Genomic DNA, 24,845 nt, shown 5'->3' with positions numbered 1-24,845 from the left:
GAAATCATCCTTTTTCATTATGAATAGAGGAGATGACGCGGGCCGGAACGCCGACCGCCGTCACATGATCGGGAATCCGGCTGATGACGGCAGCCCCCGCGCCGATCACGGACCAAGGGCCGATGTCCATCTGCGGTATGACGGACGCCCCGATTCCGACGTGCGCTCCTTCCCCGACTTTCACTCCGCCGGCAAGCGCCGCGCGCGGTGAAAGATGGACGTAATCTCCGATTGTATTGTCATGATCGGCAACCGCACCCGTATTGATGATGCAATGGGCGCCGATGTCAGCGCCCGCCTGAATGACGGCACCCGCCATCACAACCGTTCCGTTTCCGACGGAAGCCGTTTCACTGACGATTGCCTCCGGGTGAATGAGTGCGGCATAATTGTCATGTTCAATCCCAAGCGTTTCAGCAAGCTGCTTTCTGACACTGTTATGTCCGATGCATATCGTGAACACGGCTTCAGGGACGAGTTGCAGAAGCCTGTGCACGTCTTTCGCCCGGCCTGTATATATACCGTTAAGAACCGCAAAACCGCTGAATCCGTCGTCCAATACGCCCGTAAGCTCCATATCAGAACGGGCCTGCACGATTTCCTTCACCACTTTTCCGTGTCCGCCGTTTCCGATCAGCACGACCTTTTTCACGATGACATATCTCCGCTGCCTGTGAAGCGCTTTGCCGTCACTTGGCCGTCTTGGTGTATGCCTTCAGACACGAGAACTTTTTTCACCGTTAAAAGCAGAATCTTTAAGTCGAGAAGGAATGAGCGGTTGTCGACATACCACACGTCAAGCTTGAATTTCTCTTCCCAGGAAATCGCGTTTCTCCCGTTAATCTGCGCCCAGCCCGTAATTCCCGGTTTCACCTCGTGCCGCCGCGCCTGCTCCGCCGTGTAAAGCGGCAGATAATTCATCAGCAACGGGCGGGGTCCGACCAGACTGATATCGCCTTTAATCACATTAAAAAGCTGGGGAAGCTCATCGATGCTCAGTTTTCTGATGAGCTTTCCCATTTTGGTCAGACGGAGATGATCCGGAAGCAGCACACCGTTTTCATCACGCGCATCCGTCATCGTCCTGAGTTTATACAACGTAAACGGACGCCCGTTATGCCCCGGTCTCGTCTGTTTGAATAATACAGGAGACCCGATGGCGCATCTGACAGCTGCCATGGCGAAGAGAAGAATGACACTTGCGCCGCACAATAACAACATCGCGGCCGCTATATCAAATACACGTTTCACCTTCAAATGTGAACAGCTCCTTTCACTTTTCGGCATTTCTGTAAAGCAAGCCGCCTTTCTTCTTTCGTACAAATGAAGAAAAAAGCGAATGCGGCATAGCTCATGCATACGGCAAGCCCCGCAGCGATCAGACCGGCCCAGCTGTCAAGCGGTGAAAACAGCCGGATACCCCGGCAGACAGCCCAGGCAAATACGGCCGCCGCCAACGGGCCGAACATTCCTTTGTAAAACGCGGTTTTCTGAAAGCCGGTAATATGCGAAACATACAGCGGCGTGAAGACGGCATTTTTCAAAATGAGGGAGACAGCCCCGGCAATGGTGATGCCGTACAGGCCGAGATGAGCCGGTCCGCTGAGAACCACGGCCAATATGACATTCAGTCCGCCTAAACATAAAGTAACGACGGCGGGCGTTTTTTGTTTATTAAAAGCCGTCCATACGTAAAAAAGCGGCATGACAGAGAGACTGACCGCCAAGTACCCGGCGTGAATGTATAAAAGCGGCGCCGTCTGCACAAATGACGGGCCCAGCCAAATCGCCAGAAACGGTTCGGCAAGCCCTCCCAATAATGCCGCGGGAAGCGCGAGCAGAAGCCCGTTCAGCCGTACGGCCTTATTGGCGTAAGACAGGAGGCCTTCCATATCGCCTTTTGAATAGCAGGAAGTCAAAACCGGCGCAAACAGCGAAGCAAGCGTCCCGGCGAGACTTCTGAGCAGAAGCGGGAATTGGATAATCGCTGCATAGACACCCGCTTCAGACGGTCCCAGCACGAGGTTGGCCGTCATGAGGTCAATCTGCAGAAACAGCAGCACGCCGATCTGGTTGACAGAGCTCCAGGCACCGGCCGAAAACAGCACTTTGCTCGTCTGTAATGACAAGGTTTTACGGCTGAAAGAAAACCACGGAATCAATTTCTTAAAAAAGAAAAACGTCAGCACGGCCGCACAGACGGCTCCCGCTAAAGCTGAAAGCTGGATCTGCCAGATCTTCGGCGGCAGGCACGTAAACAGAGCGAGCACACACAGCACCCTCACCAGCATTTGCACGGCCTGAATGGAACTTGTGATATAAAGCTTGTTGGCAAAAAACGGTCCCGTCGCGAATCCCGCCGTCAAAAACGTCAGCATAAACAGCACACTGCCGATGACGATAGAGAGCCTCACATCCGTAACCAGCCCGGCCGGCACATTCATGATCTTGTCAATAAAAAAAGCCGTCCCGGCGAGCGGCACAGCGAGCAAGAGCGATATCACGGCAGACGCGGCTAAATAATTGCTTACATACGCATTGGCCTCCTCCCTGTTCCCCCTGTGGGCGGCGACGGTGAAAAACCTCACAACGACAGAGCTCAGCGCAACGGTAATAATCGAGAAATAGTTAATGATATTCTGTGTCAGATGGACAAATCCAAAAGCCTCCACACCTAATGTTTTCACAATAAAGGGCGTCATCCACACTGATAAAAACACCGATAGTAAAAACGCCGTCACATTGGCGCCGAAATTAATGGCAAATTTCATGCTCCTTCCGCACTGCCTTTCTCTTTCGTTTTCCGTTCGAAAAACGCATGCAGAAGAAGCGGAAGGCGCATTTTGCACAGACCGAGCACCACACGCTCCCCCGCCAGCAGCTGTTTATGCCGGCACGGCGTGCTGCGCACCGCCGTTTTTACCATGTCATACGTCAAAATTCTGCCGATGTGCGCCGTAATCTGATGTGACGGCTGCGGGGCGGCGCATGCGTTGGCGATCAGCATCGGGATCTGATGCTTGCACAAATACGTATCGATATCGCCCCGGCAGGCGTCCGTCAGCCCGTTCGCCTCATAAAAAGCCATTTTCGCCTCATATTGCTTCTGAAGTTCGTCATCTAAGTGAGGCTTAAACGGTGTTTCTGTAAGGCTTTGCGGGTTTTCCCGGTATACGTACAGCCCTTCATCTAGCACTTTGACACGCGAGGCTTGCTTGAACGCTGCCAAGTTAAACGGAGAATCTTCGGCAAACCGGATATCTTCATGGAACAACAGCCCTTGCAGCGCTTCTCTCCGGTATATATAGCGCCACACATACCAAATAAACCGATGTTCGTGCGCGCGGGTCAGCAATGCAGTCATCTCAGCCGCCGTGAAGACGCGGCCCGGCGGAAGGGACGGCGGCATATACGTTCTTTCTTTAGACGGCGTTTCTTTGTAATAACCGCAGCCGGCGATATCAAGCCGGTTCTTCTCCGCTTCTTCATAAAGCCGCTCGAACATCGTTTCCGCCGCATAGTCATCGCCGTCCGCAAAACCGATATAACGGCCGCGGGCGGCTTTTATTCCGGCATTGCGGGCCGAGCTGAGGCCGCCGTTTTCTTTATGAATCACCCGGATTCTCGTATCTTCTGCGGCGAATTGTTCGGCAATCCGACCGGACTGATCCGGTGAGCCGTCATTGACGAAAATGATTTCGATGTCTCTCAGCGTCTGTTTTGTTAAAGAGACAGCGCATTCTTTAATAAAAGGCTCTGTCTTATACATCGGGACGATCACGCTCACAAGCGGCGCGTTCATTGGACATCACCGCTGATTTTCGAGCGCAGCCCGGCAAAATAAACACTGCGCAAAGAACCGTCTGCCTCATGCTTGCCGCTCAGCAGCCCGTTTACAGCGGCCGTCACGGTTTCAGGCTCCGGACGTTCAAGCAGTGTCATGTTCGGTATATGTTTCAGCCATTGAAAGCCTTCCATCACTTTATGATCAAACGAACGAATGACGACACAAGGCGTTTTCGTCAGCGCGCAAAAAATCATCCCGTGAAGCCTGTCAGTGACAACCGCCTCCGCGCCTTTCAGCGTATTCCACAGCGCCTCCAGCTCCTCTTCGCGTGTATGGCGGCTGACCCTTCGGCCGACCGTCGTGGTAAAGCTATGCAGCTCTCCGTACTCTTTTTTCAAAGCCTCTTTTACCATCGTTCTTTCCTCAGCTGACAGCGCACTCTCCTTATCCTCTCGTAAACAAAGGTAGATCCCTTCCCGCGGGATGCGCCGCTCGCTTTTATCCAAATATAAGACCATGTCAGGCTGTTTGAGCACAGTTTTTCCGGGAAAATGCCGCTTCATCCATTGATACGTCGTCTCATCTCTCGCCATCAGCAGAAGGTCGGGATGCGCATTGTACACTTTTTGGGCGCGTTTCAGTTCCTTCCGCCCCTTTTTTGAATCAGAAAAGTGAGCCGTCGCCGGAAGCTGAACGATCCGATACTGCCGGAATGTTTTTATAATAAAACGGCGCGTCCATTCCTCATACCGGTACAAATCCCCCATGTTTCCGCCGCCGATGATGAATACCATATCATCGGGATGGCGCTTTTTGATCAGCGCTTTTGCGGACCTGTAAATATCCTTCATATCGACCTCAATCAGATCAAAATCGGGATATTCCCGTTCAAGAAACGTTTTGCTTGCATAAGCGATGGCATGATCACCGAGATTATCGTGGGACGGAAGCAGCGTCAGAATGATCTTTTTTCTTGCCGCTGTATGCTCCGCCCTGTCCGCTGCCGTTCCGAAATGAAATTGGGACGGGTATTTGACCTTTAGCAAAAGCCATTCCGCGAGATTGATTTTTAAAGATTGTATCGACATGTCTTCACCCTCTGATTTTCATTTTGTACTCGATTGCCCGCTGATACGCGGCTGATGCCAGTGATACGAACGGAATCAGCTTCAGCCTCGCCAAAAGCAGAAGGCATGAGCGTTTAACGTCAAACGGCGCCGTTCCGGTTTTGGAAAGACTCAGCCGGAACACGGGATCAGCGCATATCCGGCTGATATTCCGCCATTTTTCGGAGAACCGGCCGCCGTTATTCCGCTTCCATTCATTCAGCAGGCAGACCGTTCCGTGCTGGACGATAAAATAATCAAGCTCCTGCCGGTATTCCTGTAAGCAGCCGTTTTCACGCAAAAAAGCCTCGTTCAGCCGGTAGAGAACGAGACCGGAGTCAAACAGCTTTTTCTGATAGCTTTGCACAATGGAAGTCAAGTGAATCCGATAATGATAGAGCGGCTGATCCACGTACGAGACCGCCTCGGCGAAAACATGCGCCCGGAGGCTGAAGTACTGATCCTCCACGTGCTCAAGCTCATCCCGAAGCGGAAAGCGCAGCCGATGCTGTTCGATCATAGCCCTTTTGTACAGCTTGTTCCATGAAAATCCGCTGACTCTTCCTTCAAATAAATCTTTCAGGTACAGCTGTTTCGGGCGGCCCTCGTATGCTGAAGCGATCGTTGAAACGGCGGTTTTCCCCGTATCCGCAAATTCGGCCGCATATTCGCAAATCACGAGATCAGCCTGATGAGCCTTCGCTTTTTCATACATGCGCAGGCAATAATCGGGATCAACCCAGTCGTCCGCATCAATAAAAGCGATAAATTCGCCGCGCGCCGCCTCAATCCCCTTGTTGCGGACCGCGCCGAGTCCCCGGTTTTGCTGATGAATGACCCGGATTCTCTCATCCCGCTTCTGATAGGTTTCAAGAATGTCCGGGCTTTGATCCGTTGACCCGTCATTGACGGCGATGATTTCGATATTGGCGAGCGACTGATTGAGCAATGAATCTAAGCATCTTTCTAAATAAGTTTCCGTATTATACACAGCAATTAATAAACTGACCGCGGGTGTTTCCATATAAACCTCCAGTATCCATTACCGGGAAAAAATCGTTCTGTACGGAAGCACAGACGAATCGACCGGCATAAGCAAATAGCTGTAAAGAAAATAACAGACAATAATGGCGATATAGATCAGCGCATTCGATTTTTCATCAAAAATCCTCACAAAATAAGGGATCAGGATCATTTGGTAAAGGCCGAAATATATATTAAACCGGGCAAAAATAACATCCTTTGTCGCCAGCAGACCGAAAAGCAGGCCCAGCAGACAGAAATTCACGATAACATCAATGTCAGGCCAGAGCTTACGCAGCCGCTCCCGGTAGCAAAAAGCCAAAAACAGCGGCAGAAGCAGCACCGCGATTTTTACGACGTTCATCCCGTTCGTGTTGGTCATCAGCCATTTCTCATAATGGCCGTACGAACTGTTTTCCAGCACGACGACAAACAGCGAAATGAACTTCTGATACAGAAACGTCATGAGAAGAAACAAGGCCGACAGCCCGAAAATCGCGGGCGACCAGGCTCTTCTTCTGACAATGAAATAAACCGGAATCATGATTAAGGCCGAGGAATGAAAGAGCGAACACAACAGCACGATGGACATATAACGCTTCCAGCTTCCATTTATCACATAGCGGACTGCCCAAAACAAAACGGCCGCCACCATATACTGCCTGATTCCGTTAAAGGAAGCGTAATAATGATACGTGCCCAAAAACAAAAACACACTCAGTTCAAACGGACGTCCGAACTCAACGAGCCCCTTTAAAATAAAGCTGCACGTCACGACCGCCACGGTGAAATACATAATTTGCGGATCTTTCGTGATAAAATTCATGAGCCAGATAAGAGCGGTAAATCCCGGATCAACGGCTGCTTTTTTCGCTCCGAACCCGAAGATCTCCCATATGCTCCCGTAATTTCCCGCCAGTTTATACATCAGCGCGTACGTCTGAAAATCCGTCCCGACTCTGTAACGCAAACCGGAAACCAATACAAGCGATGCCAGCGGAACGAGCATGACGAGCTGATTCGGCCGGTATCCGGTTGAAAGCGATTGATCACGCCCGCCGCACATTTTCGCGAACCATGACCAAATATAAACAATTCCCATATTGACTACATATACAATCATTCGTTACTGTTCCTTTTCACAGTTCATATTGTAAAGCTTCATAACAGCTCCCGCATTCTCTCCCGCGTCATATCCCAGCCGTCCGAGGGTTTCTTTAATGCGCGCCCTGCCAGGCTTTGGCGCCTCAGCTGCCCGCAAAATCGCGGATGCCCATCGTTCAGGCGGTTCTTTGAGGCTGAGCCTTTTGACCAGCCCGAGCCCGGCATCGGCTTCTTCCGTTATGCCGTCTGATATGACGCACGGCACCCCGGAGGCCTGCGCTTCAACAAGCGTGACGGGCAGCCCCTCATAAAGAGACGGCATGACAAATACATCCAGCGTTTTCAGCAGATCATGAACGCGATCCTCTACACCGATAAAACGCACAGCATCATCAAGCCCCAGCTTCTCCGCCAGTTTTTCCATATCGGTGCGAAGCGGACCGTCTCCGGCGAGAATCAGCTGTAAACCAATGCCCCGCTCTTTCATATCAGCGGCCAGCCGGAGCAGAAATTCGTGGTTTTTTTCTTCTGTAAAGCGACCGATATGACCAATCACCAATCGGCCGGCGGCAATGCCCCGCTTCCTTTTTTCAGATTCTATGTCCGCGCGTCCGCCGGCAAATAAGTCAAGATCAATGCCGTTCGGCAAAAGCCGCACGTCTTTTTGTTCTCCGAATAAGAAACGGCCCGCTTCTTCTCCGCAGGCGCACAGTGCGGTGGCATTGGCCGTAATCAGCCGCCGGAACACAAACATCTGCATCTTGCCGAGCCCGGACGACCGCCCCCGCCACGATGTGCTGTGCGAATGACAGATCCGCACGGAGACGCCTGCTAAACGAGCGGCCAATGCGATAAATCCCGACTGAAAATCGGTATGAGCATGCACGGCGGCAAACGGTCCTTTTTCCTGAATCACCCGTTTGACCTGTTTCACAAAAGTAATCGGGTTTGTGCTGCCGATGCTCGGCACATAAAAAAGCCGTCCGCCGAGAGCAAGAATTTCCTCATCATAAGCGCACGGATCGTTCCTATGGGTTAAAAAGTCAAATTGCACCTTCGTTCTGTCCATCTTCCGGTACAAATTCATCATCATCGTTTCTGCGCCGCCTCTGTTCATCCCGCTGAAAATGTGCAGCACCCGCGCCGGTTTGTCAGTCATGTTCGGCAAGCCCTTCTTTTTGGCGGACGTCCCTGTTTTTATGATAACGGTTCATGACCGCGGGCGGCGTGATGGCGCGGATGAGCGGTTTTGCGATATACACGTAATGGGAAAGCGGCAGTTTCAGCCGTCTGCACGCCTGAAAAACGAGCACCGCGTTATCAATGGAATACGTAAACGATCTCCGTTTAAACGCATCGCTGTCCTCTCTGACTTTATACAGCGTTTCCTGAAGGTTGTACCCTCGGAAACCCGCTTCAAAAAAGCGCAGCCACAAATCGATATCCTCCATCCGCCGCGTCCGCCTGACTGACCGGTAGCCGCCGAGTGCTTTGTACGCTTCGGCCCGCATCATGATGGTCCCGTGGCAGAACGGTGTGCCTTTTGCCATAATTCCCGGTTTCGGCACGGGCGGCAAAAGCCGGGCGCCCCTGACGCCGAATTCGTCAAATACGAGCATACCCGTGCCGACGACTTGATAGTGGGCGTGCTTGTTTAAGAAAGCGGCCTGTTTTTCCAGTCTTCTCGGGGCGGATATGTCATCACCGTCCTGTCTGGCGATATAATCCCCCGTTGCGTATGTCAGACAGCGGTTCAGCGAAGCGGCAAGCCGTTGATTTGTCTTATTTTGAATCAGCGTGATCCGGTCGCTGTAATGGTCCGCATAGCGGCGCGCAATCTGATACGTTCCGTCAGTTGACGCGTCATCACACATAATCAGTTCCCAATTCTTATAAGATTGGCTCAGGATGGATTCAATACTCTCCGCTAAAGTCTGTTCGCAATTATAAATCCCCATGATAACGGAAATTTTCGGTTGTGCTCCTGCATTCATACGCTTTTCTCCTTTTTATCCATATAGCCGGCGTAAATATGCGCCATTTCCTTTACCGTGCGTGTTTCTGAAAAACATTCCGCCGTACTGCGCCCTTTTTGCCCCATTGCTTTTCGCAGGCCGGGGGAGCGGTACAGCTTTTCAATCCGATCGGCAAACGCCGCGCTGTCTCCGGCCGGCACGAGAAAACCATTCACACCGTCTTCAATAATCTCGCGGTGCCCCCTGTTGTCCGCGGCAACGACGGGCTTTTCGGCAGCCATCCCCTCAAGCAGATTCATACCGAGCCCTTCGCGGAGACTTGAGGCGACAGACAGATCGGCAAGCTGAATCAGCTCATGAATGTCGCGGCAAAAACCGTAAAATCGCACAATGTCGGATACCCCAAGTGATTCAGCCTTTTTTCTGTACGGCTCTTCCATCGCGCCTTCTCCGGCAAATACGAGTTTCAGCTCCGGGATGCTGCGCTTCAGCAAGGCCGCAGACTCAATGAGGATACCCTGATTTTTGTTGCCGTTTAATTCGGCGGGATATACGAGGATAAATTCTCCGGCGCTGAAGCCGTGTTTTTCTCTCAGCCGTTCACTTTCTCTCCGGCTCACAGGGCAGAACCTGTCTGTATTAACACCGATGCCGTGTATTTTTTTTGCGTCGCAATCCGTTTTTTTCATTTGCTTGGCCCGTTCGAAATCTTCTTCATTAATGGTAATGAGACAATCCGTATAAGAAGAGAGAAATTTTTCGATCGGGTAATAAAGAAGCCAGTTCTTCAGAGGCGCTCCGTCGCAGAAGTGAAAGCCGTGCGCGGTGTACAGCACCTTTGTCCCTTTTTGGCGCGCTTGTCTCGCAGCAAGGCGGGTGAGTACGCCGCCGACCGGCGTATGACAGTGAATCATGTCATAGCCGTTGTCTTGAATGAGCTGCTTCAGCCGCCTGTAAACAGAAAGATTTTCGGGATGAAACGGGGAGCGCCGGATCGGAATGGAATACTTTTTATCAACGAACGGAAGCTTCATATGACCGCCTGCCGCGACGTGCACCTCCCAGCCCATATCCTGAAACCATTGAAAATACGGAAGATGAAAGGCTTTAAAATGATAATCGACTGTGGCGCAGAATAATACTTTTTTCGTCATCTTTCTGTCCTCCCATCACACGCCTGCGGCCGCTTCTTCATGTACTGATTCAATCGCCTCAAACAGCCGTTTTCTCAGCTCATCTTCAGGCAGACGGCTGAATTCCTCCATAAAACGGATGAGCACGCCCCAATCCCCGTCGATCGCTTTCCCGATATGGATTTTCGGGAAAATCTGTTCCGTATGTACTTCATTATGATTCAGCAGTTCTTCATACATCTTTTCTCCCGGGCGGATGCCTGAGAATTCAATGGGAATCTGTTCTGTCGTATAGCCTGATAAATGAATCAGGTTCTTTGCCAAGTCGACGATTTTGACGGGCTCTCCCATATCCAGAACGAAAATCTGCCGCCCTTTTGCAAGCGCCCCCGCCTGAATGACGAGTCTTGACGCTTCGGGAATCGTCATAAAATATCTTGTCATCGCCGGATGCGTGACGGTGACGGGTCCGCCTTTTTCAATCTGCTTTTTAAAAATCGGAATGACGCTGCCGCGGCTTCCGAGCACATTTCCGAAACGGACGGCGGCGAATTTGGTGCGGCTGACCTTTCCGAGGTTCATGATGACCATTTCCGCAAACCGCTTCGTCGCGCCCATGACATTGGCCGGATTAACCGCTTTGTCAGAAGAAATCAGCACGAATGTTTCCGTTCCGCACATATCGGCGGCTTCGGCGACATTTTTCGTGCCGATAATATTGTTTTTGACGGCTTCTTCAGGATTATGTTCCATTAACGGCACATGTTTATGAGCGGCCGCATGATAGACGACGTGCGGCTCGTATTTCTTCATCAATGTAAAGATTTTATCTCTGTCCTGAATATCGGCAATCTCCGCGTGAAAAAGCACCTCTTTGCCGAAGCGTGCGGACAGTTCGTTATGCACCGAATAAATGCTGTTCTCCCCGTGGCCGAGAAGGACGATTTCATGCGGAAGAAACGCGCTGATCTGGCGGCAGATTTCAGAACCGATAGAGCCGCCGGCGCCCGTGACCAGAATCGTTTTCCCCTTTATGCTGTCAGAAATTTTGCTCGTATCAAGGGTGACCGGCTTTCTGCCGAGGAGATCTTCGGCTTTTACATCCCTGATGTGGCCGGCAGCCTGCGTTCCGAGCAGGATCTCATCAAATTGCGGCATGATTTTAATATGGGCGCCCGTCTGCACACATTCTTTGTACAGCGTCTGGAGCTCATGGGGGCAAAGAGACGGAATGGCGATGATGATATGATGAATTCTCAGCCTCTGCACCGCCGGCATAATGCTTTCTTTTCCGCCGATGACGGGCAGACCCATAATTTTGAGCTTATGCTTCGTCTGATCATCATCAATAAAAGCCACCGGCATGATCCCGAGATCATTTTTCTGCGTAAGCTGACGGGCGAGCAGCGTCCCCCCTGCGCCCGCGCCGATGATCAGCGCCCGGGAAGAGTCATTTTGCTTCCTGCCGATCGTTTCTTTCAGCACGCGCGAAATCATCCGGCTTCCTCCGATAAACAATAGCTGAATCATCCAGCTGACGGCTAAAAGCCGGAACAAAATCGTGTGGAACACCCCGTATTGGACGGCGGCTGTCACGGCTGCGGACAGAGTGATCCCCTTCAGCAGATCAAGCAGCTCGCCTATTCCCGTATACGTCCATACCTGCTTATACTGATGAAACATAAAAGCGCATACATGGTGGCTGATCAGCATGCTCACGGCGGTCAGCAATAACGCTCCGGAGTCATAAAAGTGATAAGAATCCTCAAAAAATTGATATCCTATAACAACGGAAAGTAAAACGAGATACGTATCCAATGCAAAAATCATTGAAAGTCTTCTCCGGTAAGTCAATCTTTCCCCTCCTCATTTATCGGTTTAGCTGGTACGGTTTTCGTAAAAAAACTGGCATAACAGCTAAAACGATAACAATGCAGCATTAAGATAAATTGGGCATTTAACCCGTCCTCACACCCCGCCACCGACGACCAGCATCTAAGGCAGCAGCAGAAACCGCTGCCCACAGCAGAGCCGAGTGCCTCCGTTGATAAAGGTAAGGAGACATCACCTGCACTGCTCAATACGAGTAGTGCTCTGTTTTTTTGATTTTCTTTTTATTCAGCAGCGCGCCCAGAAGCTTCGCCTTTGACTGCTGGAGCGCGTCTTTCGCCTTTTGGACGGTATCCATTTTCGTTTTTCCGCTCAAAACGACGAGAACGCTTCCATCCGTCTGGTTTGCTAAAATCTGTCCGTCAGCCACCGCCAAAAGCGGAGGTGAGTCGAAAACAACAAGACTGTACCGGCTGTACATCTCCTGAATCAGCTCTCCCATCGCCTTTGAGGACAAAAGCTCTGCCGGATTCGGCGGCGTCGGCCCGCTCGTTAGGACATAGAGGTTGTCAATCAGCGTTTTTTGCACCGTTTCATCGAGGGAAGCGTTTCCGACTAACACATTCGTAAGGCCTTGTACATTTTCAAGCTGATAAGTCTCGTGTATCGTCGGTTTTCGTAAATCCGCATCGACGAGCAGCACCTTTTTCTCCTGCTGCGCAAATACCGCGGCAAGATTGGCGGCGCTGAATGATTTTCCTTCTCCCGGAACGGAAGAAGTGACGAGAATGGAGCGCAGATGGGTCTGGACAGAGGAAAACTCAATATTTGTCCGAATGGTGCGGTATTGTTCAGCCACCAATGATTTGTGATGTAAAACAGATATTTGAGCCAATCCCCGTCTTGACTTCTTTTTTCTGAATCCCAAACGCCTCACTCCCCGAAATGTTTTTCATCAGACCGTGTCTGCTGATTTTTGATATCATACACAACCCCTAAAACGGGCAAGTCCGTTTTTTCGCTGAGCTGCCGCTCGCTCTTAACGGTTTCATCAAGAAAGTGGAGAAAAAACGCAAGCGTCACACCGGCCATAAGAGCCGCACCGAATGCCATCATGATATTCCGGATGCGCGAAGGCTTGACCATCGGGCTTTCCGATGCTTTCGCCTCTGACAAAACGATGACGCCTTTTATATTCATCCTGTCGCGGACTTCTTTTTTAAATGTCTTCATCAGCGTGTTCGCTATTGCGGCGGCCTTTTTCGGATTCTCATCCTGCACCGCTGCGGTGATGATTTCTGAATCGGTTTCACTGCTTGTCGTGATCTTCGCTTTTAAAGCGGATGCCGTCTCAGAAAGATGCAGCGTCTGTTTCACTTTCTCAAGCACAACCGGGCTTTTCATTATCGTTTGAAACGTGGTGCTGTAATGAAGATTCAGCTGAACGTCGCTGAGATTCGAATTTTTTTCACCGCTTGTTTCATGTATGAGCACTTGTGTCGACGCCTGATAAACGGGCGAAATCACCCGGAATTGGATGTATCCCGTTATCAGCGTCACCGCTGCTGTCATGATAAAAATCAGTAAAAATCTGTACTTAATAATGTCAAATAATTCTTTAAAACTCATATTCTCATTCATGTAATATACAGCCTCATCCTTGTTGCATCAGGCTTAAACGCCCCCTTCTGTTAATGATTGGATTATAAAAGAAAAGCTCGAAATTTGAAAATTTCAAATTAAGCCATTTGGTTCTTTTTAGAGAACATTATCGTGATTTTCCTCTTATTTACTGCACTTACCTTTCAATTTTAAATTTTATAAAGAACGAAAAATTTCTTATAATGAACGAAAAAATGTCAGTATGCAGGGGAGAATTCAGCACAATGATTGGAAGAATAATACGTTTATACCGCAGAAGAAAAGGCTACTCTATTAATCAGCTAGCAGTCGAAGCGGGAGTCTCTAAATCTTATTTAAGCAAGATAGAACGGGGGGTTCACTCAAATCCGTCCATCCAATTTCTTAAAAAAGTGTCCGCCACCCTTCAAGTCGATCTGACGGAGCTTTTTGATGCCGAAACGATGCTGCATCATATGGGAGGCACGGAAGATGAGTGGCGCATTCATCTCGTGCAGGCTGTGCAGTCAGGCATGCCGAAAGAAGAACTGTTCACCTTTACGAACAAACTGACTGAAAAACGGCCGGAGCCCGCACCCTACCGCAACAGAAAACTGACTGAATCGAACATTGAGGAATGGAAAGCGCTGATGCAGGAAGCAAAAGAACTCGGCTTGTCCGTTCAGGAAGTCAGATCATTTTTAGAACGGAAACGTTACTGATCATATGCAGATGAAAGGGATTTCATTCGCTTCATGTCTTCATCTCTGTATATAATGAAAAGAAAAAAGGGGATGAAGTCATGACAAAACTTACCGTTCAAACCCGCTGCGGCGCATTAAAAGGAACGGCCGGCCGCGGTGTCCGCACATGGAAGGGCATCCCTTACGCCAAGCCGCCCGTCGGAGAGCTGAGATTTAAAGCGCCGGAGCCGCCCGCACCTTGGGACGGCGTAAAACATGCCGACTCGTTCGGACCGGTTTGTCCGCAGCCCGCTGATTTGCTGTCCATGTCGTTTTCCGGAGATGTTCCGCCTCAATCTGAAGATTGCCTTTACCTCAATGTGTTCGCCCCGGAATCAGAGGGTGTGAAACGGCCTGTCATGGTATGGATTCACGGCGGCGCATTTTTTTTAGGCGCCGGAAGCGAACCGATTTACGACGGGTCTGCTCTTGCCGCTGAAGGAGATGTCATTGTGGTGACACTTAATTACAGGCTCGGGCCGTTCGGTTTTTTACATTTGTCTTCTATTTCTGACGCGTATCCCGGCAATATCGGCCTGCTCGATCAGATCGCCGCACTGCGCTGGGTGAAGGACAATATTTCCGCTTTTGGAGGGGACCCTGATAACATCACGGTATTTGGTGAATCGGCAGGCGGCATGAGCATCGCCTCCCTTATGGCAATGCCTGACGCAAAAGGCCTGTTTCATAAAGCCATTTTAGAAAGCGGGGCCTCTCAGACGATGACTGCTGATATGGCAAAAGACATTGCCGAGACTTTTATCAGCGAGGCCGGTATTAAGACAGATGATATGAGCAAATTGCATACCCTCCCGACAGATGACATTCTCACAGCTGCCGGAAAAGTGAACAGTATAAAGGGACAGAATATTTTTCATCTTTTTTATCAGCCGGCCATAGATCCGGCCACATTGCCGAAGGAACCTGAAAAAGCGATTCACGGCGGTGCGGCAGAAGGCATACCGATACTCATCGGCACCAATCGGGATGAAGGATATTTATTTTTCACCCCTGATTCACCTGTTCATTCCGAACAGGAGCACGCCGATTATTTGCGCCATCATCTTGGAGAAGAAGGCTATTTGCAAGCGGCACCCTTATATCCTCATTCCTTAACAGGACAAATTGATATGATGACGGATCTGAAATTCTGGCGGCCGGCTGTCGCTTTCGCACAAGGACAATCGCGATTCGCACCCGTCTGGATGTACCGCTTTGACTGGCATGGCGAAACACCGCCGTTTCATAAAGCGGTTCACGCTCTGGAATTGCCGTTTGTGTTCGGAAACTTTGATTCTTTGAAAAAGACGCTGCAGAAACCGCTCGGTGAAGATGCAAAAGAGCTCTCCAGGCTGATGCAATCCGCATGGCTGGCCTTTGCGAAAAAAGGAAACCCGGACACCGATCAGCTCCATTGGCCTCAGTATGAAACAGGCTCGCGTGAGACGCTCATTTTCAACACAGCCGTCTCGACGGAAAGTGATCCCGATTCCGCCAAACGCCGTATCCTGTTTCAAGCATAAAAAAACCCCAAGGGATCAGGTTCCCTTGGGGTTTCGTTTTCATCCCAGTTCAGACCTCGATTTTCCACATTAACCCTTATATGTTATATTCCTTTATAACTGATATCTAACCATTCATAAAGGAGTTTTTATATGGAGAAATCAAGTATTATCGGCACAGCTGCCGTTATCATCGGGGCGCTGATGATCTTAGTTTCAGTTGTCTTCCTGCGCGACACTGATTTCTATGCCGTGAGGTGGATAGGCGCTGTCATCATGGCTGCAGGATTTTCATACGGGCCGGCCCACACAATTTCAAAACAAAAACAAACATGAAAAAGAAACCCGGTAACCTTACTGGGTTTCTTTCATCTATTTCATTTATCTCACTTCATAATGCAATTCCGCAAATTGTTTATAGCGCCGGACATCCGTCAGCTTCAGCCCGGTCTCCCGGTCTCCGGGTTTAAATAACGGAATTCCCCGGCCGAGCAGAACAGGGGCGATCTGAATGATAAACTCATCGACAAGTTTTTCCTCCAAAACCGGGTGCAGCAAATCACTCCCGCCGACAATCCAAATCCGCTTGCCTTCTTGGCGTTTCAACGCTTGTATAAAACCGGCAGGCTCTTCATGAATAAACCGCACATTTTCAGTACGCCCGGTCAATGTCCGCGAAAACACATAGCACTCTTTTCCCTTATAGAGAAACTCCTCGGGAAATAACGTCATAATTTCATCATATGTTTTTCTGCCCATAATGATCGTATCGACAGATTCATAGAAAGATGCATAATCGGTGTCTTCTTCACCTTCAGTCCCGATTAACCAATCCAAAGAATGATTTTCCCGCGCAAGATAGCCATCTGCGCTGACAGCACCGTAAAAAACGAGCTTTCTTTGACCGCCCATGAAAAATCCCTCCCCCTTTTTTACAAGTTCATACAAACTAATTATACCATTTTTTCTTATCTTTCTGCTTTTGAGATGCTGTTAAGATACCGTCTATCCATCTTCCTGTAATCGGCATAAAGAAATGAAGGATGAGCCCTCCTAAACAAACGGTGAATAACGTCCCGATGCCGACCGGACCTTTTAAGATCAATGCCAATATGAAAAACACGAAGTAAATGACCGTTCTTGAAAAAAAGATGCTTCTCCCTGTTAATTCGCGGATAATCAACGTTAACCGGTCAACTGGGATCGGTGCGAAATTTGTGTGCAAATAAGCCGCGGTTCCAATCCCTATCACAACCAAACCGATGGCAAAACAACCCGCTTTTTCGTACCATGGTTCAGGCACTATGAAACGATGCAGGAAAAACAGCCACATATCAATCCCGATTCCCGTTATAAACGCCGTAATCATCCCTGAAAATTCCGGTCTTTGTCTTTTTAACATTGAATTGCAGCATATTAACAGGAAAGCTATGATGATTTCCCAGCTTCCCACTGTCAGCCCAGCATGTATATACAGCCCCACGATCAGCGCATCGAAAGGCGACGTTCCAAGATCAGATTGAATCGTGACAGAAATACCAAAAGTTAATATAATGATTCCCAAAATATAAAAACCATATTTCATGTTACCGGCCTCATTTTCATATTTTATGTTGCAAATACAACAAAACCACATTATATTTAATATACGGTATTTTTATTGCAATTACAATATTTCATAAATAAGAAAGGAGCTGTATGAACATGAGCATCAAATTAAAAAAATGCAGCCTCGACGATATAACAGCACTCCGGGAGATAAGCATTGAAACATTCAATGCTACATTTACAGATCAAAATTCACTTGAAAATATGAAGGCTTATTTGGAAAATGCATTCCACACTGAAAAGCTGAAAACGGAATTATCTAATCTGTCTTCACAATTCTATTTTGTCTATTATAATGATGATCTTGCGGGATATGTAAAAATCAACATGGATGAAGCTCAATCAGAAAAAATGGGTGATGATTCTCTGGAAATTGAGAGAATTTATATAAGAAAAAACCATCAGAAACACGGACTTGGCAAATATCTGCTGAATGAAGCTGTGAAAATCGCTGCCGAACACAACAAAAAGAAAATCTGGCTTGGCGTATGGGAAAAAAACGAAAACGCAATCGCCTTTTATAAAAAAATGGGGTTTGTCCAAACGGGAGAACACTCTTTTTTTATGGGGGATGATGAACAAGTCGACTTTATCATGACCAAGACCCTGTCGTAGGATTTCCTGATTTCATACACAAAAAACCCGGCATCTGAGCCGGGTTTTTTCTATTATTTTAATTTTCCTGCGCGAATATCATCTGTCATTCCTTCGTACGGCGCTTCTGAAATCAATGATTCATTATTGACTCCCGCATTGTTGAGATACGTAATATCCGCAAACTCGGGAACGACATATTTAGGATACGTTTCATATTTCTCACGTGACTCTTTCATCACATCAATGTAATCATTTTGGTAGCATACGGTGATTTCCGGATGCTCATGCACCCATTTCGGGAAGAAAATAATCCCGTGCATCCGTTTTTCATTCGGCATAAAGTTTAATGAAACATCTGTGCCTGTCGGTTCAGTCCATGACACCTTATATACGCCTTCTGTCAGCTTTACGATATTCACTTCTTGGTCGCGCACCCAGCGTCCGCCTACCATACCGCTATGAATCCGATAGTCGATCGTATGATCATTTTTAATATAAATTTCATACTCCCAGCCGTTTTCATACGTGTAAATCATATGGCTTCCGATAAAGTTTTCCATGTCGACTCACTCTCCCATATCATTATTGAACTTCATAAATATCCAGCCGAATGTCATTCGGCAATCTGACCGCAGCCCTGATAAACAGCCGGTCCTGCAGAAACTGATATGCCTCACTGCTTGTTTCAAACATAGGCACAGTGCGAAAATAAACATGCTCGGGATCAATGATGCCGTTCACTGAATCATTGATGACTTTTTTAAAGAAGGTTCATTCAAGAACGTATCACCTCCCGAGATATTATGTTTATTTAAACATGTAACTATTTACACGTTTAATTGTAACGCTGTTAAAATGGACTGTCAAATAATGAGCTGCCTCTGATAAAGTTTACCCGAAAAAAGAGGTGTTCAACAAAAAGACAAGGGCGGCAAATACCGAACCCTTGTCTTTTTCGTTTAGTGTATGCTCATACCAGACGAGCGTCTTTATTAATAATCGCAATCTTTATCTCTGCATTCTTTCTTTATTACAGCGTCTATTGAGTGCCCCATGATCTTGTCATTTGCCTTATCATAAATACCATCGAATTTATTCGATGTATTACCGTTGTAATAGCCAAATACCTCTATCCCGCCCATTGGATCTGTTTCGTATTTATCTTTAAATGTAACGTTATGTATTCCTTCATAATTCGCTTTGATAAATTTCTCCATTCGTTCTTGAGCAATCTTTACCTCTTCTGCCTGAACATTTTTATCATTCATACTCTTCATTATAAAACCTCCGGCTGCTATAAAGATAACCATGAAGATCATAATGTATGTTTTCACCAGAATCATCCTCCCATGAGTTATGATGAAGCTCGCGGACTAGAAAAAATGGCCGGTGACATCCGGTGCATTTAGGCGTCTTAAGATTTTTCTTCAGTGTCCACAGAGGATCATATAAGCGGCAATCCAGAGTACTTCTTTATTTCAGAGTCTTTTAGTATTCACATTCTTTTTCCTGACATTCGGGTTTCTCTTCCGCATCGACTGACGAAACTCCTATTTCATCATTCGTTTTGTCATAAAGTCCAAAAAATTCTTTTTCCTTAGTACCATTCAAGTACCCCTTCACGGAAATACCACCCATAGGATTTATTTTATAATTGTTAATGTATGTAATTTGCTTTATATTTTTGTAATTAGCTTTTATATAGCTTTCCATTTTATTTTTCGCTTGGATAAAAAGTTCTTGTTCTGCTTCTTTTTTATCATGGTGGTACTTCATGTAGATACTTCCTGACGCTATAGTTATTACAAATATTAGGACAATCTTGTATTTCCTCACAAACTCATCCTTTCTTAGATTAAATTTACATCAACCTCGGGGTGTTGTACATGTCTAAAAAGCATCAATGTATCAAGTATCAGTGATCGAGAATACTTTTTTATAAGCGTTAGTTATAGTTAGATCTAGGTTAAATGAAGTGATGAAGGAGAAAGGAATTCAAATCCAGAAGGAATTGGCTGATTTAGTTGGCTCTACTGAGGCTGCGATAAGCAACAAATACAAAATATGATATCACAACACTATTCATTATTAACTGAGGATTAAATGTACCTATGGAAGATTTGTTTTATGTCGAGGAGATAGAGTAAGAGCAATAAAACAAAATTAGCTCAGCTCGATTGAGCGGGCTAATTTATCTTATACAAAGCTTATCTATACATTCTTCTTTAGGTTCGGCATCAACCGTATACGACAATATTTCTTTATTGTTTGGATCATACAGACCTTCAAACTCTTTTTCTCCGTTAGTATAACCCTTAACACTAATACCACCAATTGGATTGATATTGTAATCCTCAGAAAAATGGATATTATCCACATTTTTATAGTTCGTTGTTAAAAACTTTTCCATATGATTCTGGGCTTCTTCGAATAACGCAATCTCTTTTTCCTTTTGATCATACTGATGCTTCATAAAAAGTCCCCCAGCCGCTATAATTATTAAAATAAGGATAATTATGTACTTTTTCTTTTTCATTTGGAAATCAACCCTTTCCTATAAATAACTGTCGTTCTTAAGTAAACGAAATGAGCAAAAACTTGATAAGAATATACTTTCAGCATGTCAAAAGCAAAGCTAACCAATTCAGAATTCATCGCGATTGTTGCTGACAAGTTAAGATTGGAACTTAAAGCGAGTAAAATGCTGATCTGACGTTTTTCCTATCGTTGAGTTGTCATGATATTTGTATGCGGTTACCGTTAATATCGGGGATACCTCGACAAATGAGACGGTAGAGGCGATTGATCTCAGGAATAGGTTTGAACTGTATGAGAAACATATCACGAATTTTGTAAGATAATTAAACAAAATAAATACCCACTCATCCTGAGGTGGGTATTTTACCTTTCTTCGGCATTGACCACTGAAATCCCTATCTCCTTGTTCGTTGGATCATATATACCGGAAAATTCTTTTTCTTTATTATTATTTATGTAGCCTGAAACTTCAACTCCGCCTGTCGGATCGATATTGTAGTCTTTTGAAAAATGAACTTCCTGTACATTTTTATAGTCTTTTTTTAAGTAATTCTTCATGTGCTCTTGCGCCTCAATCACAAGTTTTTCTTCGTTTTTATGTTTATCATATTGACGCTTCACGAAAAAAACCTCCCACTGCTATAATTATAACAATTAGGATAATAATGTATTTTCTCATGCGTATCATCCTTTCGGAACTATTTTACAATATAAGAAAGGTGATGTATATATGCCAAAAGGAAAAGAAATAACCGTCTCTAATGTCACAGATAAAGAATATTATCGTTTGAGTCAAGCAGCTTACCATTATAAAATGTTAGCCCTGCATATGAAATATAAAACTCCTTATAAAATAAGTAAGACGTCATATTGGTACGTTGAGAAAGTGAAGCAGGATTCTGATACGGGTCTCGATGCCTTTGTATTCTCAAAAGGCATCAAGACAAAAAACGGCAAATGGGTAAAATCAAAAAACCCCGAAAACGTGGTCGTCGCCTTTGCCGGAACCGATATCGGAAAAGACCCGATCAATGACGGAGTAAAAGCGGACGGGGGGAATATTGTTTTTGGAAATAATCCAAAAAAAGAAGTGTATTATAAAGAGAAAAACAAGAATGGCTACTCTTTAAGCAAAAGGATTTATCGATCAGAGTTTTTGGGGCCAGCCAATAATACATATGAAGCATATGCAACAATAGCAGGCAAAGGTACACATGTAGCTCGCGGAATAGAAAAATGGTCCACAATTTCCGAAGCAATTGAAGGTATAATACAAAAAAGACGCCACACTGGCGTCTTTTTTAATAATCGCAGTCTTTATCTCTACATTCTTTCTTTCTCACAGCATCTATAGTGTGTCCCATAATCTTGTCATTTGCCTTATCATAAATACCGTCAAATTTATTTGATGTATCATCGTTGTAATAGCCAAATACCTCTATCCCGCCCATTGGATCTGTTTCATATTTATCTTTAAATGTAACGTTATGTATTCCTTCATAATTCGCTTTGATAAATTTCTCCATTCGTTCTTGAGCAATCTTTACCTCTTCTGCCTGAACATTTTTATCATTCATACTCTTCATTATAAAACCTCCGGCTGCTATAAAGATAACCATGAAGATAATTATATATTTTTTCACAGAATCATCCGTCCCATGAGTTATGATAAAGTTCGCGGACTAGAAAAATGGCCGGTGACATCCGGTGCATTTCGGCATCTTAAGATTTTTCTTCCGCATCCACAGAGGAGCTCCCTATTTTGTCACCTACAGGATCATATAAGCCATCAAATTCTTTACTTTTATCGCCGTTTAGATACCCCTCAACTGTGATTCCGCCAGTTGGATCAATAAAATAATCATCATAAGAAATTTTCTCTATTCCCTTATACTCGCGGTGCAAGTATTCGGTCATTTTACTTTTGGCTTTTTCAAAAAGAGCCTTTTCTTCCTTTTTTACATCATATTGATGCTTCATAATCAATCCTCCAACAGTTATAATTAACATTAGTACAATAATAAGGTATTTTTTCAAAAAAAATCATCCCTTTCCTTACCCTATTTTACATGACAAGAAAGGTGCTGTATATCTTGAGCAAGAAAATTAGGACTTCAAGCCTGACAGATGAAACATATTACAGGATGAGTCAACGTGCTTATAATTATGACTATCTTAAAAGGAAATTAGAGAACAATGAGTATATACGTATTAATTCTTCCATTTCAAAACCTACTTACTGGTACGTCGATCAAATAAAATCAGACGATGATACAGGGCTCGATGCGGTTGTATTAGTACAAGCAGTGAAGAAAAATGGTAAACGGATAAAATCAAAAAACCCCGAAAACGTGGTCGTCGCCTTTGCCGGAACCGATATCGGAAAAGACCCGATCAATGACGGCGTAAAAGCGGACGGCGGGAATATTGTTTTTGGAAATAATCCAAAAAAAGAAGTGTATTATATTGTAAAAAAAGATGCGAAAGACACGTCTAAAACACTCGGAAAATACAATGGAACGCCCTCTCAAGACGCCATGCTCACAACCGGAAAGTATAAGCTGATAACGAAAACATCGCAAATCGATCAAGCCGATCAGCTGGTACGCAGCGTAAAGAAAAAGTATGCCGGAACGTCAACGATTATTTCAACAACCGGCCATTCACTCGGCGGCGCTGAGGCCGAATACAGCGCGGTGAATAATGATATTTATGCCGTTGCGTTTAACAGTCCTTCCGTCGTGAAACTGCACGATGAAGAAACACAGAAAGACATCAACAGCGGCATATACGATCCTTACATCCGGTCAATTATCAATCCGGACGACATGGTCGGGGCAGGTTATTGGAACGAATATGACCGCCACAACGGGACAACGATTTATACGAAAAACCCCTCACTCTCACAGTTCAGCCGAAAGCAGCGGCTTGATGGGAACTTAAACGAGCAGATCAGCAAGAATCTCGCTTATTTCTTTACTACCGTCATTCTGAGAAATCCGGATACACACGGCTTAAACGAAGCGAATTTCATATTTGACCGAAACGGAAACATCACAAATCCGAACGGAGATGAGTTAGTCTTCGATAAAAATCTCGGCGCTCTTCTGCCGGCCGGTGCGATCGGAAGCGGAGATGCGATAAAAGTAACGCCGAAAAACGCAAAGAAGCTGGCTGAAAAGGTACAGGCCATGACTGAGGATTTGCGGACGATGAAAAAAGAAGCGCAGAACGCCTATCAAGAGCACGATGAAAAAATCGCCGAGCTGAAAACCGAATTTTACGGCCAAGTCGGACACGGCTTGTTTGATCAGCTTCAAGCACAGGACGTGACCAATACAATTGAAGATATTGCGCAATCCTACGATAAAGGCCCGATTTTTTACGACACTCAGGCTGAGCAGGCGTTTATTGATTCTTTGCAGGCGGCGATCACGGACCTTGAAGAGATCGGCGGATTCTTACATAAAATAGCGGACAAATTTCAGGAAAAAGACCAGATGCTCGCAAACTGGTTAAGATGATAGAGGTGGATACATAATGCCGACATTAGACGAACTTTTAGAACACAAGGACGACCCGATGAAGAAAAGGCTGCAGCGGCAAATGCTGAAAACCGTCATGACGGAGGCAGCGGGGACAAAACTGGAAACAGTGCGCCAAACGCTGAAACCGGCATTCGAAATGGACACATTGAAAGATGAATTATATGAAGTTTATTCAGCATTATTGAACAGCTTCGAAGGCAAGGCGCAAAAAGCTCTCGCACAGCGGATCAGTGAAAGTGCGCGGCTGATTGCCGGCACCGAAAATAACAGGGACACATTCATTAACAGTTTCAAAACAAGGTAAAATAAAAAACCTCGCGGATTTATTATTTGCGGGGTTTTTTGAGACATGCGTCCAAAGATTGTGTAAACGAAATGAAATAATAACGTTTTTTAACGCTTTCTCGGGCTCCCAATAAGTCCATCGAAACAAAGAAAAACCCTTGCACGGCAAGGGTTTTCGACTTCTTTAAGCTTTATTCATTTAAAGCTATCTCATGCTTTTGACGCGCTCGGAGGGATTCGAACCCCCGACAGACGTGGTACCGGAAACCACCGCTCTATCCAACTGAGCTACGAGCGCACGTTTTTTCAATCAGATACCTTTATATTATAATAAAGACACACGCAGAAAGCAACACTTTTTCAATAATAGTGAACTTTACGGCGCTTATGCTGCAGTGATGTATGTATAGTAACAGGATTATGCAGCGTCCTCATGCAGCATAAT

Annotated in this window: 28 protein-coding genes, 1 tRNA gene and 3 pseudogenes; 8 read left to right on the top strand and 24 right to left on the bottom strand. The window is 46.3% G+C overall.

All coding sequences use genetic code 11. The annotated features are described in order from the left end of the window. Positions 1-4: 4 nt before the first annotated feature. The 13 genes from Y79_RS0111810 to Y79_RS0111750 form a co-directional block, all read right to left on the bottom strand. A complete protein-coding gene (locus tag Y79_RS0111810; RefSeq protein ID WP_016937865.1) occupies positions 5-652 on the bottom strand; it encodes an acetyltransferase in 648 nt (215 codons plus the stop codon). Further along, positions 649-1,257 (bottom strand): sugar transferase, encoded by a 609-nt coding sequence (locus Y79_RS0111805; RefSeq protein ID WP_016937864.1) that lies wholly within the window; start codon positions 1,255-1,257, stop codon positions 649-651. The genes Y79_RS0111810 and Y79_RS0111805 overlap by 4 nt, the downstream gene beginning before the upstream one ends. Beyond that, positions 1,254-2,771: an MATE family efflux transporter gene (locus tag Y79_RS0111800; RefSeq protein WP_016937863.1), complete on the bottom strand. Its 1,518-nt coding sequence runs from the start codon at positions 2,769-2,771 to the stop codon at positions 1,254-1,256. Before Y79_RS0111800 ends, Y79_RS0111805 begins: the two co-directional genes overlap by 4 nt. After that, complete coding sequence (locus Y79_RS0111795) at positions 2,768-3,802, bottom strand: glycosyltransferase (protein ID WP_016937862.1); 1,035 nt, start codon at positions 3,800-3,802, stop codon at positions 2,768-2,770. Before Y79_RS0111795 ends, Y79_RS0111800 begins: the two co-directional genes overlap by 4 nt. Beyond that, positions 3,799-4,875, bottom strand: coding sequence for a polysaccharide pyruvyl transferase family protein (locus Y79_RS0111790; protein WP_016937861.1), 1,077 nt, complete (start codon positions 4,873-4,875; stop codon positions 3,799-3,801). The genes Y79_RS0111795 and Y79_RS0111790 overlap by 4 nt, the downstream gene beginning before the upstream one ends. A 4-nt stretch (positions 4,876-4,879) precedes the next feature. Further along, the gene (locus Y79_RS0111785; protein WP_016937860.1) at positions 4,880-5,917 is read right to left on the bottom strand and encodes a glycosyltransferase family 2 protein; all 1,038 of its coding nucleotides are present in this window, start codon (positions 5,915-5,917) and stop codon (positions 4,880-4,882) included. Between the two features lie 18 nt (positions 5,918-5,935). Next, the gene (locus Y79_RS0111780) at positions 5,936-7,039 is read right to left on the bottom strand and encodes an EpsG family protein (protein WP_016937859.1); all 1,104 of its coding nucleotides are present in this window, start codon (positions 7,037-7,039) and stop codon (positions 5,936-5,938) included. 3 nt (positions 7,040-7,042) lie between these two features. Next, positions 7,043-8,179 (bottom strand): glycosyltransferase family 1 protein, encoded by a 1,137-nt coding sequence (locus tag Y79_RS0111775; protein WP_016937858.1) that lies wholly within the window; start codon positions 8,177-8,179, stop codon positions 7,043-7,045. Next, a complete protein-coding gene (locus Y79_RS0111770; protein ID WP_016937857.1) occupies positions 8,172-9,014 on the bottom strand; it encodes a glycosyltransferase EpsE in 843 nt (280 codons plus the stop codon). The genes Y79_RS0111775 and Y79_RS0111770 overlap by 8 nt, the downstream gene beginning before the upstream one ends. Further along, positions 9,011-10,150: a glycosyltransferase family 4 protein gene (locus tag Y79_RS0111765; RefSeq protein WP_016937856.1), complete on the bottom strand. Its 1,140-nt coding sequence runs from the start codon at positions 10,148-10,150 to the stop codon at positions 9,011-9,013. The genes Y79_RS0111770 and Y79_RS0111765 overlap by 4 nt, the downstream gene beginning before the upstream one ends. 15 nt (positions 10,151-10,165) lie before the next feature. Continuing rightward, complete coding sequence (locus Y79_RS0111760; protein WP_016937855.1) at positions 10,166-11,983, bottom strand: polysaccharide biosynthesis protein; 1,818 nt, start codon at positions 11,981-11,983, stop codon at positions 10,166-10,168. A gap of 223 nt (positions 11,984-12,206) precedes the next feature. Then, on the bottom strand, positions 12,207-12,887 hold the full coding sequence (locus Y79_RS0111755) for a CpsD/CapB family tyrosine-protein kinase (protein ID WP_016937854.1): 681 nt from the start codon (positions 12,885-12,887) through the stop codon (positions 12,207-12,209). Positions 12,888-12,892: 5 nt separating this feature from the next. After that, a complete protein-coding gene (locus Y79_RS0111750; protein ID WP_016937853.1) occupies positions 12,893-13,600 on the bottom strand; it encodes a YveK family protein in 708 nt (235 codons plus the stop codon). Between the two features lie 245 nt (positions 13,601-13,845). On the opposite strand from Y79_RS0111750, the gene slrR reads away from it, so the two are divergent. From slrR to Y79_RS01000000120135, 3 genes are all read left to right on the top strand, one after another. Next, positions 13,846-14,301, top strand: a complete 456-nt coding sequence (slrR, locus tag Y79_RS0111745; protein WP_003151541.1) for an HTH-type transcriptional regulator SlrR — start codon at positions 13,846-13,848, stop codon at positions 14,299-14,301. An 80-nt stretch (positions 14,302-14,381) separates the two neighbouring features. Then, positions 14,382-15,845, top strand: coding sequence for a carboxylesterase/lipase family protein (locus Y79_RS0111740; protein WP_016937852.1), 1,464 nt, complete (start codon positions 14,382-14,384; stop codon positions 15,843-15,845). A gap of 132 nt (positions 15,846-15,977) precedes the next feature. Beyond that, positions 15,978-16,160 (top strand): hypothetical protein, encoded by a 183-nt coding sequence (locus Y79_RS01000000120135; RefSeq protein WP_016937851.1) that lies wholly within the window; start codon positions 15,978-15,980, stop codon positions 16,158-16,160. A gap of 45 nt (positions 16,161-16,205) precedes the next feature. Here Y79_RS01000000120135 and Y79_RS0111730 read toward each other — a convergent pair whose 3' ends face one another. Beyond that, entirely contained in the window at positions 16,206-16,736 is a 531-nt protein-coding gene (locus Y79_RS0111730; RefSeq protein ID WP_016937850.1) for a dihydrofolate reductase family protein, read from the bottom strand. 37 nt (positions 16,737-16,773) lie between these two features. Next, the gene (locus Y79_RS0111725; protein ID WP_016937849.1) at positions 16,774-17,409 is read right to left on the bottom strand and encodes a YczE/YyaS/YitT family protein; all 636 of its coding nucleotides are present in this window, start codon (positions 17,407-17,409) and stop codon (positions 16,774-16,776) included. A gap of 119 nt (positions 17,410-17,528) precedes the next feature. On the opposite strand from Y79_RS0111725, the gene paiA reads away from it, so the two are divergent. Then, positions 17,529-18,047, top strand: a complete 519-nt coding sequence (paiA, locus tag Y79_RS0111720; protein WP_016937848.1) for a spermidine/spermine N(1)-acetyltransferase — start codon at positions 17,529-17,531, stop codon at positions 18,045-18,047. A 53-nt stretch (positions 18,048-18,100) separates the two neighbouring features. On the opposite strand, the gene Y79_RS0111715 is transcribed toward paiA, so the two are convergent. The 5 genes and pseudogenes from Y79_RS0111715 to Y79_RS0111695 form a co-directional block, all read right to left on the bottom strand. Next, positions 18,101-18,589 carry a phenolic acid decarboxylase gene (locus Y79_RS0111715; RefSeq protein WP_016937847.1) on the bottom strand — a complete coding sequence of 163 codons (489 nt, stop codon included), beginning with the start codon at positions 18,587-18,589 and terminating at the stop codon, positions 18,101-18,103. A 22-nt stretch (positions 18,590-18,611) separates the two neighbouring features. Beyond that, positions 18,612-18,761: pseudogene (locus Y79_RS1000000120875) on the bottom strand (DUF3237 family protein); the annotation flags it as partial. A 260-nt stretch (positions 18,762-19,021) separates the two neighbouring features. Next, positions 19,022-19,306 carry a DUF1433 domain-containing protein gene (locus Y79_RS0111705; RefSeq protein WP_029575306.1) on the bottom strand — a complete coding sequence of 95 codons (285 nt, stop codon included), beginning with the start codon at positions 19,304-19,306 and terminating at the stop codon, positions 19,022-19,024. Between the two features lie 211 nt (positions 19,307-19,517). After that, complete coding sequence (locus tag Y79_RS0111700) at positions 19,518-19,805, bottom strand: DUF1433 domain-containing protein (RefSeq protein WP_016937844.1); 288 nt, start codon at positions 19,803-19,805, stop codon at positions 19,518-19,520. Positions 19,806-20,220: 415 nt separating this feature from the next. Next, entirely contained in the window at positions 20,221-20,565 is a 345-nt protein-coding gene (locus tag Y79_RS0111695) for a DUF1433 domain-containing protein (RefSeq protein ID WP_016937843.1), read from the bottom strand. A gap of 72 nt (positions 20,566-20,637) precedes the next feature. Here Y79_RS0111695 and Y79_RS1000000121595 point away from each other — a divergent pair. Then, positions 20,638-20,742, top strand: a pseudogene (locus tag Y79_RS1000000121595) (sporulation transcription factor Spo0A); the annotation flags it as partial. A gap of 188 nt (positions 20,743-20,930) precedes the next feature. Here the strand turns inward: Y79_RS1000000121595 and Y79_RS0111690 are convergent. Continuing rightward, complete coding sequence (locus Y79_RS0111690; protein ID WP_015240647.1) at positions 20,931-21,188, bottom strand: DUF1433 domain-containing protein; 258 nt, start codon at positions 21,186-21,188, stop codon at positions 20,931-20,933. Between the two features lie 109 nt (positions 21,189-21,297). Between Y79_RS0111690 and Y79_RS1000000121280 the strand changes: the two are divergent. Next, positions 21,298-21,666 (top strand): annotated as a pseudogene (locus Y79_RS1000000121280) (lipase); the annotation flags it as partial. Positions 21,667-21,868: 202 nt separating this feature from the next. Here Y79_RS1000000121280 and Y79_RS0111680 read toward each other — a convergent pair. Then, positions 21,869-22,153, bottom strand: coding sequence for a DUF1433 domain-containing protein (locus Y79_RS0111680; RefSeq protein ID WP_050544527.1), 285 nt, complete (start codon positions 22,151-22,153; stop codon positions 21,869-21,871). Positions 22,154-22,289: 136 nt separating this feature from the next. Then, positions 22,290-22,604, bottom strand: coding sequence for a DUF1433 domain-containing protein (locus Y79_RS0111675; protein ID WP_016937840.1), 315 nt, complete (start codon positions 22,602-22,604; stop codon positions 22,290-22,292). Between the two features lie 56 nt (positions 22,605-22,660). On the opposite strand from Y79_RS0111675, the gene Y79_RS0111670 reads away from it, so the two are divergent. Together Y79_RS0111670 and Y79_RS0111665 are read left to right on the top strand one after the other, a co-directional pair. Continuing rightward, positions 22,661-24,091 carry a lipase gene (locus Y79_RS0111670; protein WP_016937839.1) on the top strand — a complete coding sequence of 477 codons (1,431 nt, stop codon included), beginning with the start codon at positions 22,661-22,663 and terminating at the stop codon, positions 24,089-24,091. Between the two features lie 16 nt (positions 24,092-24,107). Then, a complete protein-coding gene (locus Y79_RS0111665; protein ID WP_016937838.1) occupies positions 24,108-24,419 on the top strand; it encodes a hypothetical protein in 312 nt (103 codons plus the stop codon). 203 nt (positions 24,420-24,622) lie between these two features. On the opposite strand, the gene Y79_RS0111660 is transcribed toward Y79_RS0111665, so the two are convergent. Next, positions 24,623-24,698 (bottom strand) — tRNA-Arg (locus Y79_RS0111660). Between the last annotated feature and the right edge of the window lie 147 nt (positions 24,699-24,845).

This window comes from Bacillus siamensis KCTC 13613, assembly GCF_000262045.1.
In the GTDB taxonomy this organism is placed as follows: domain Bacteria; phylum Bacillota; class Bacilli; order Bacillales; family Bacillaceae; genus Bacillus; species Bacillus siamensis.
Note: the sequence above shows the minus strand (reverse complement) of the source record. Positions and strands in the feature narration are given on the sequence as shown.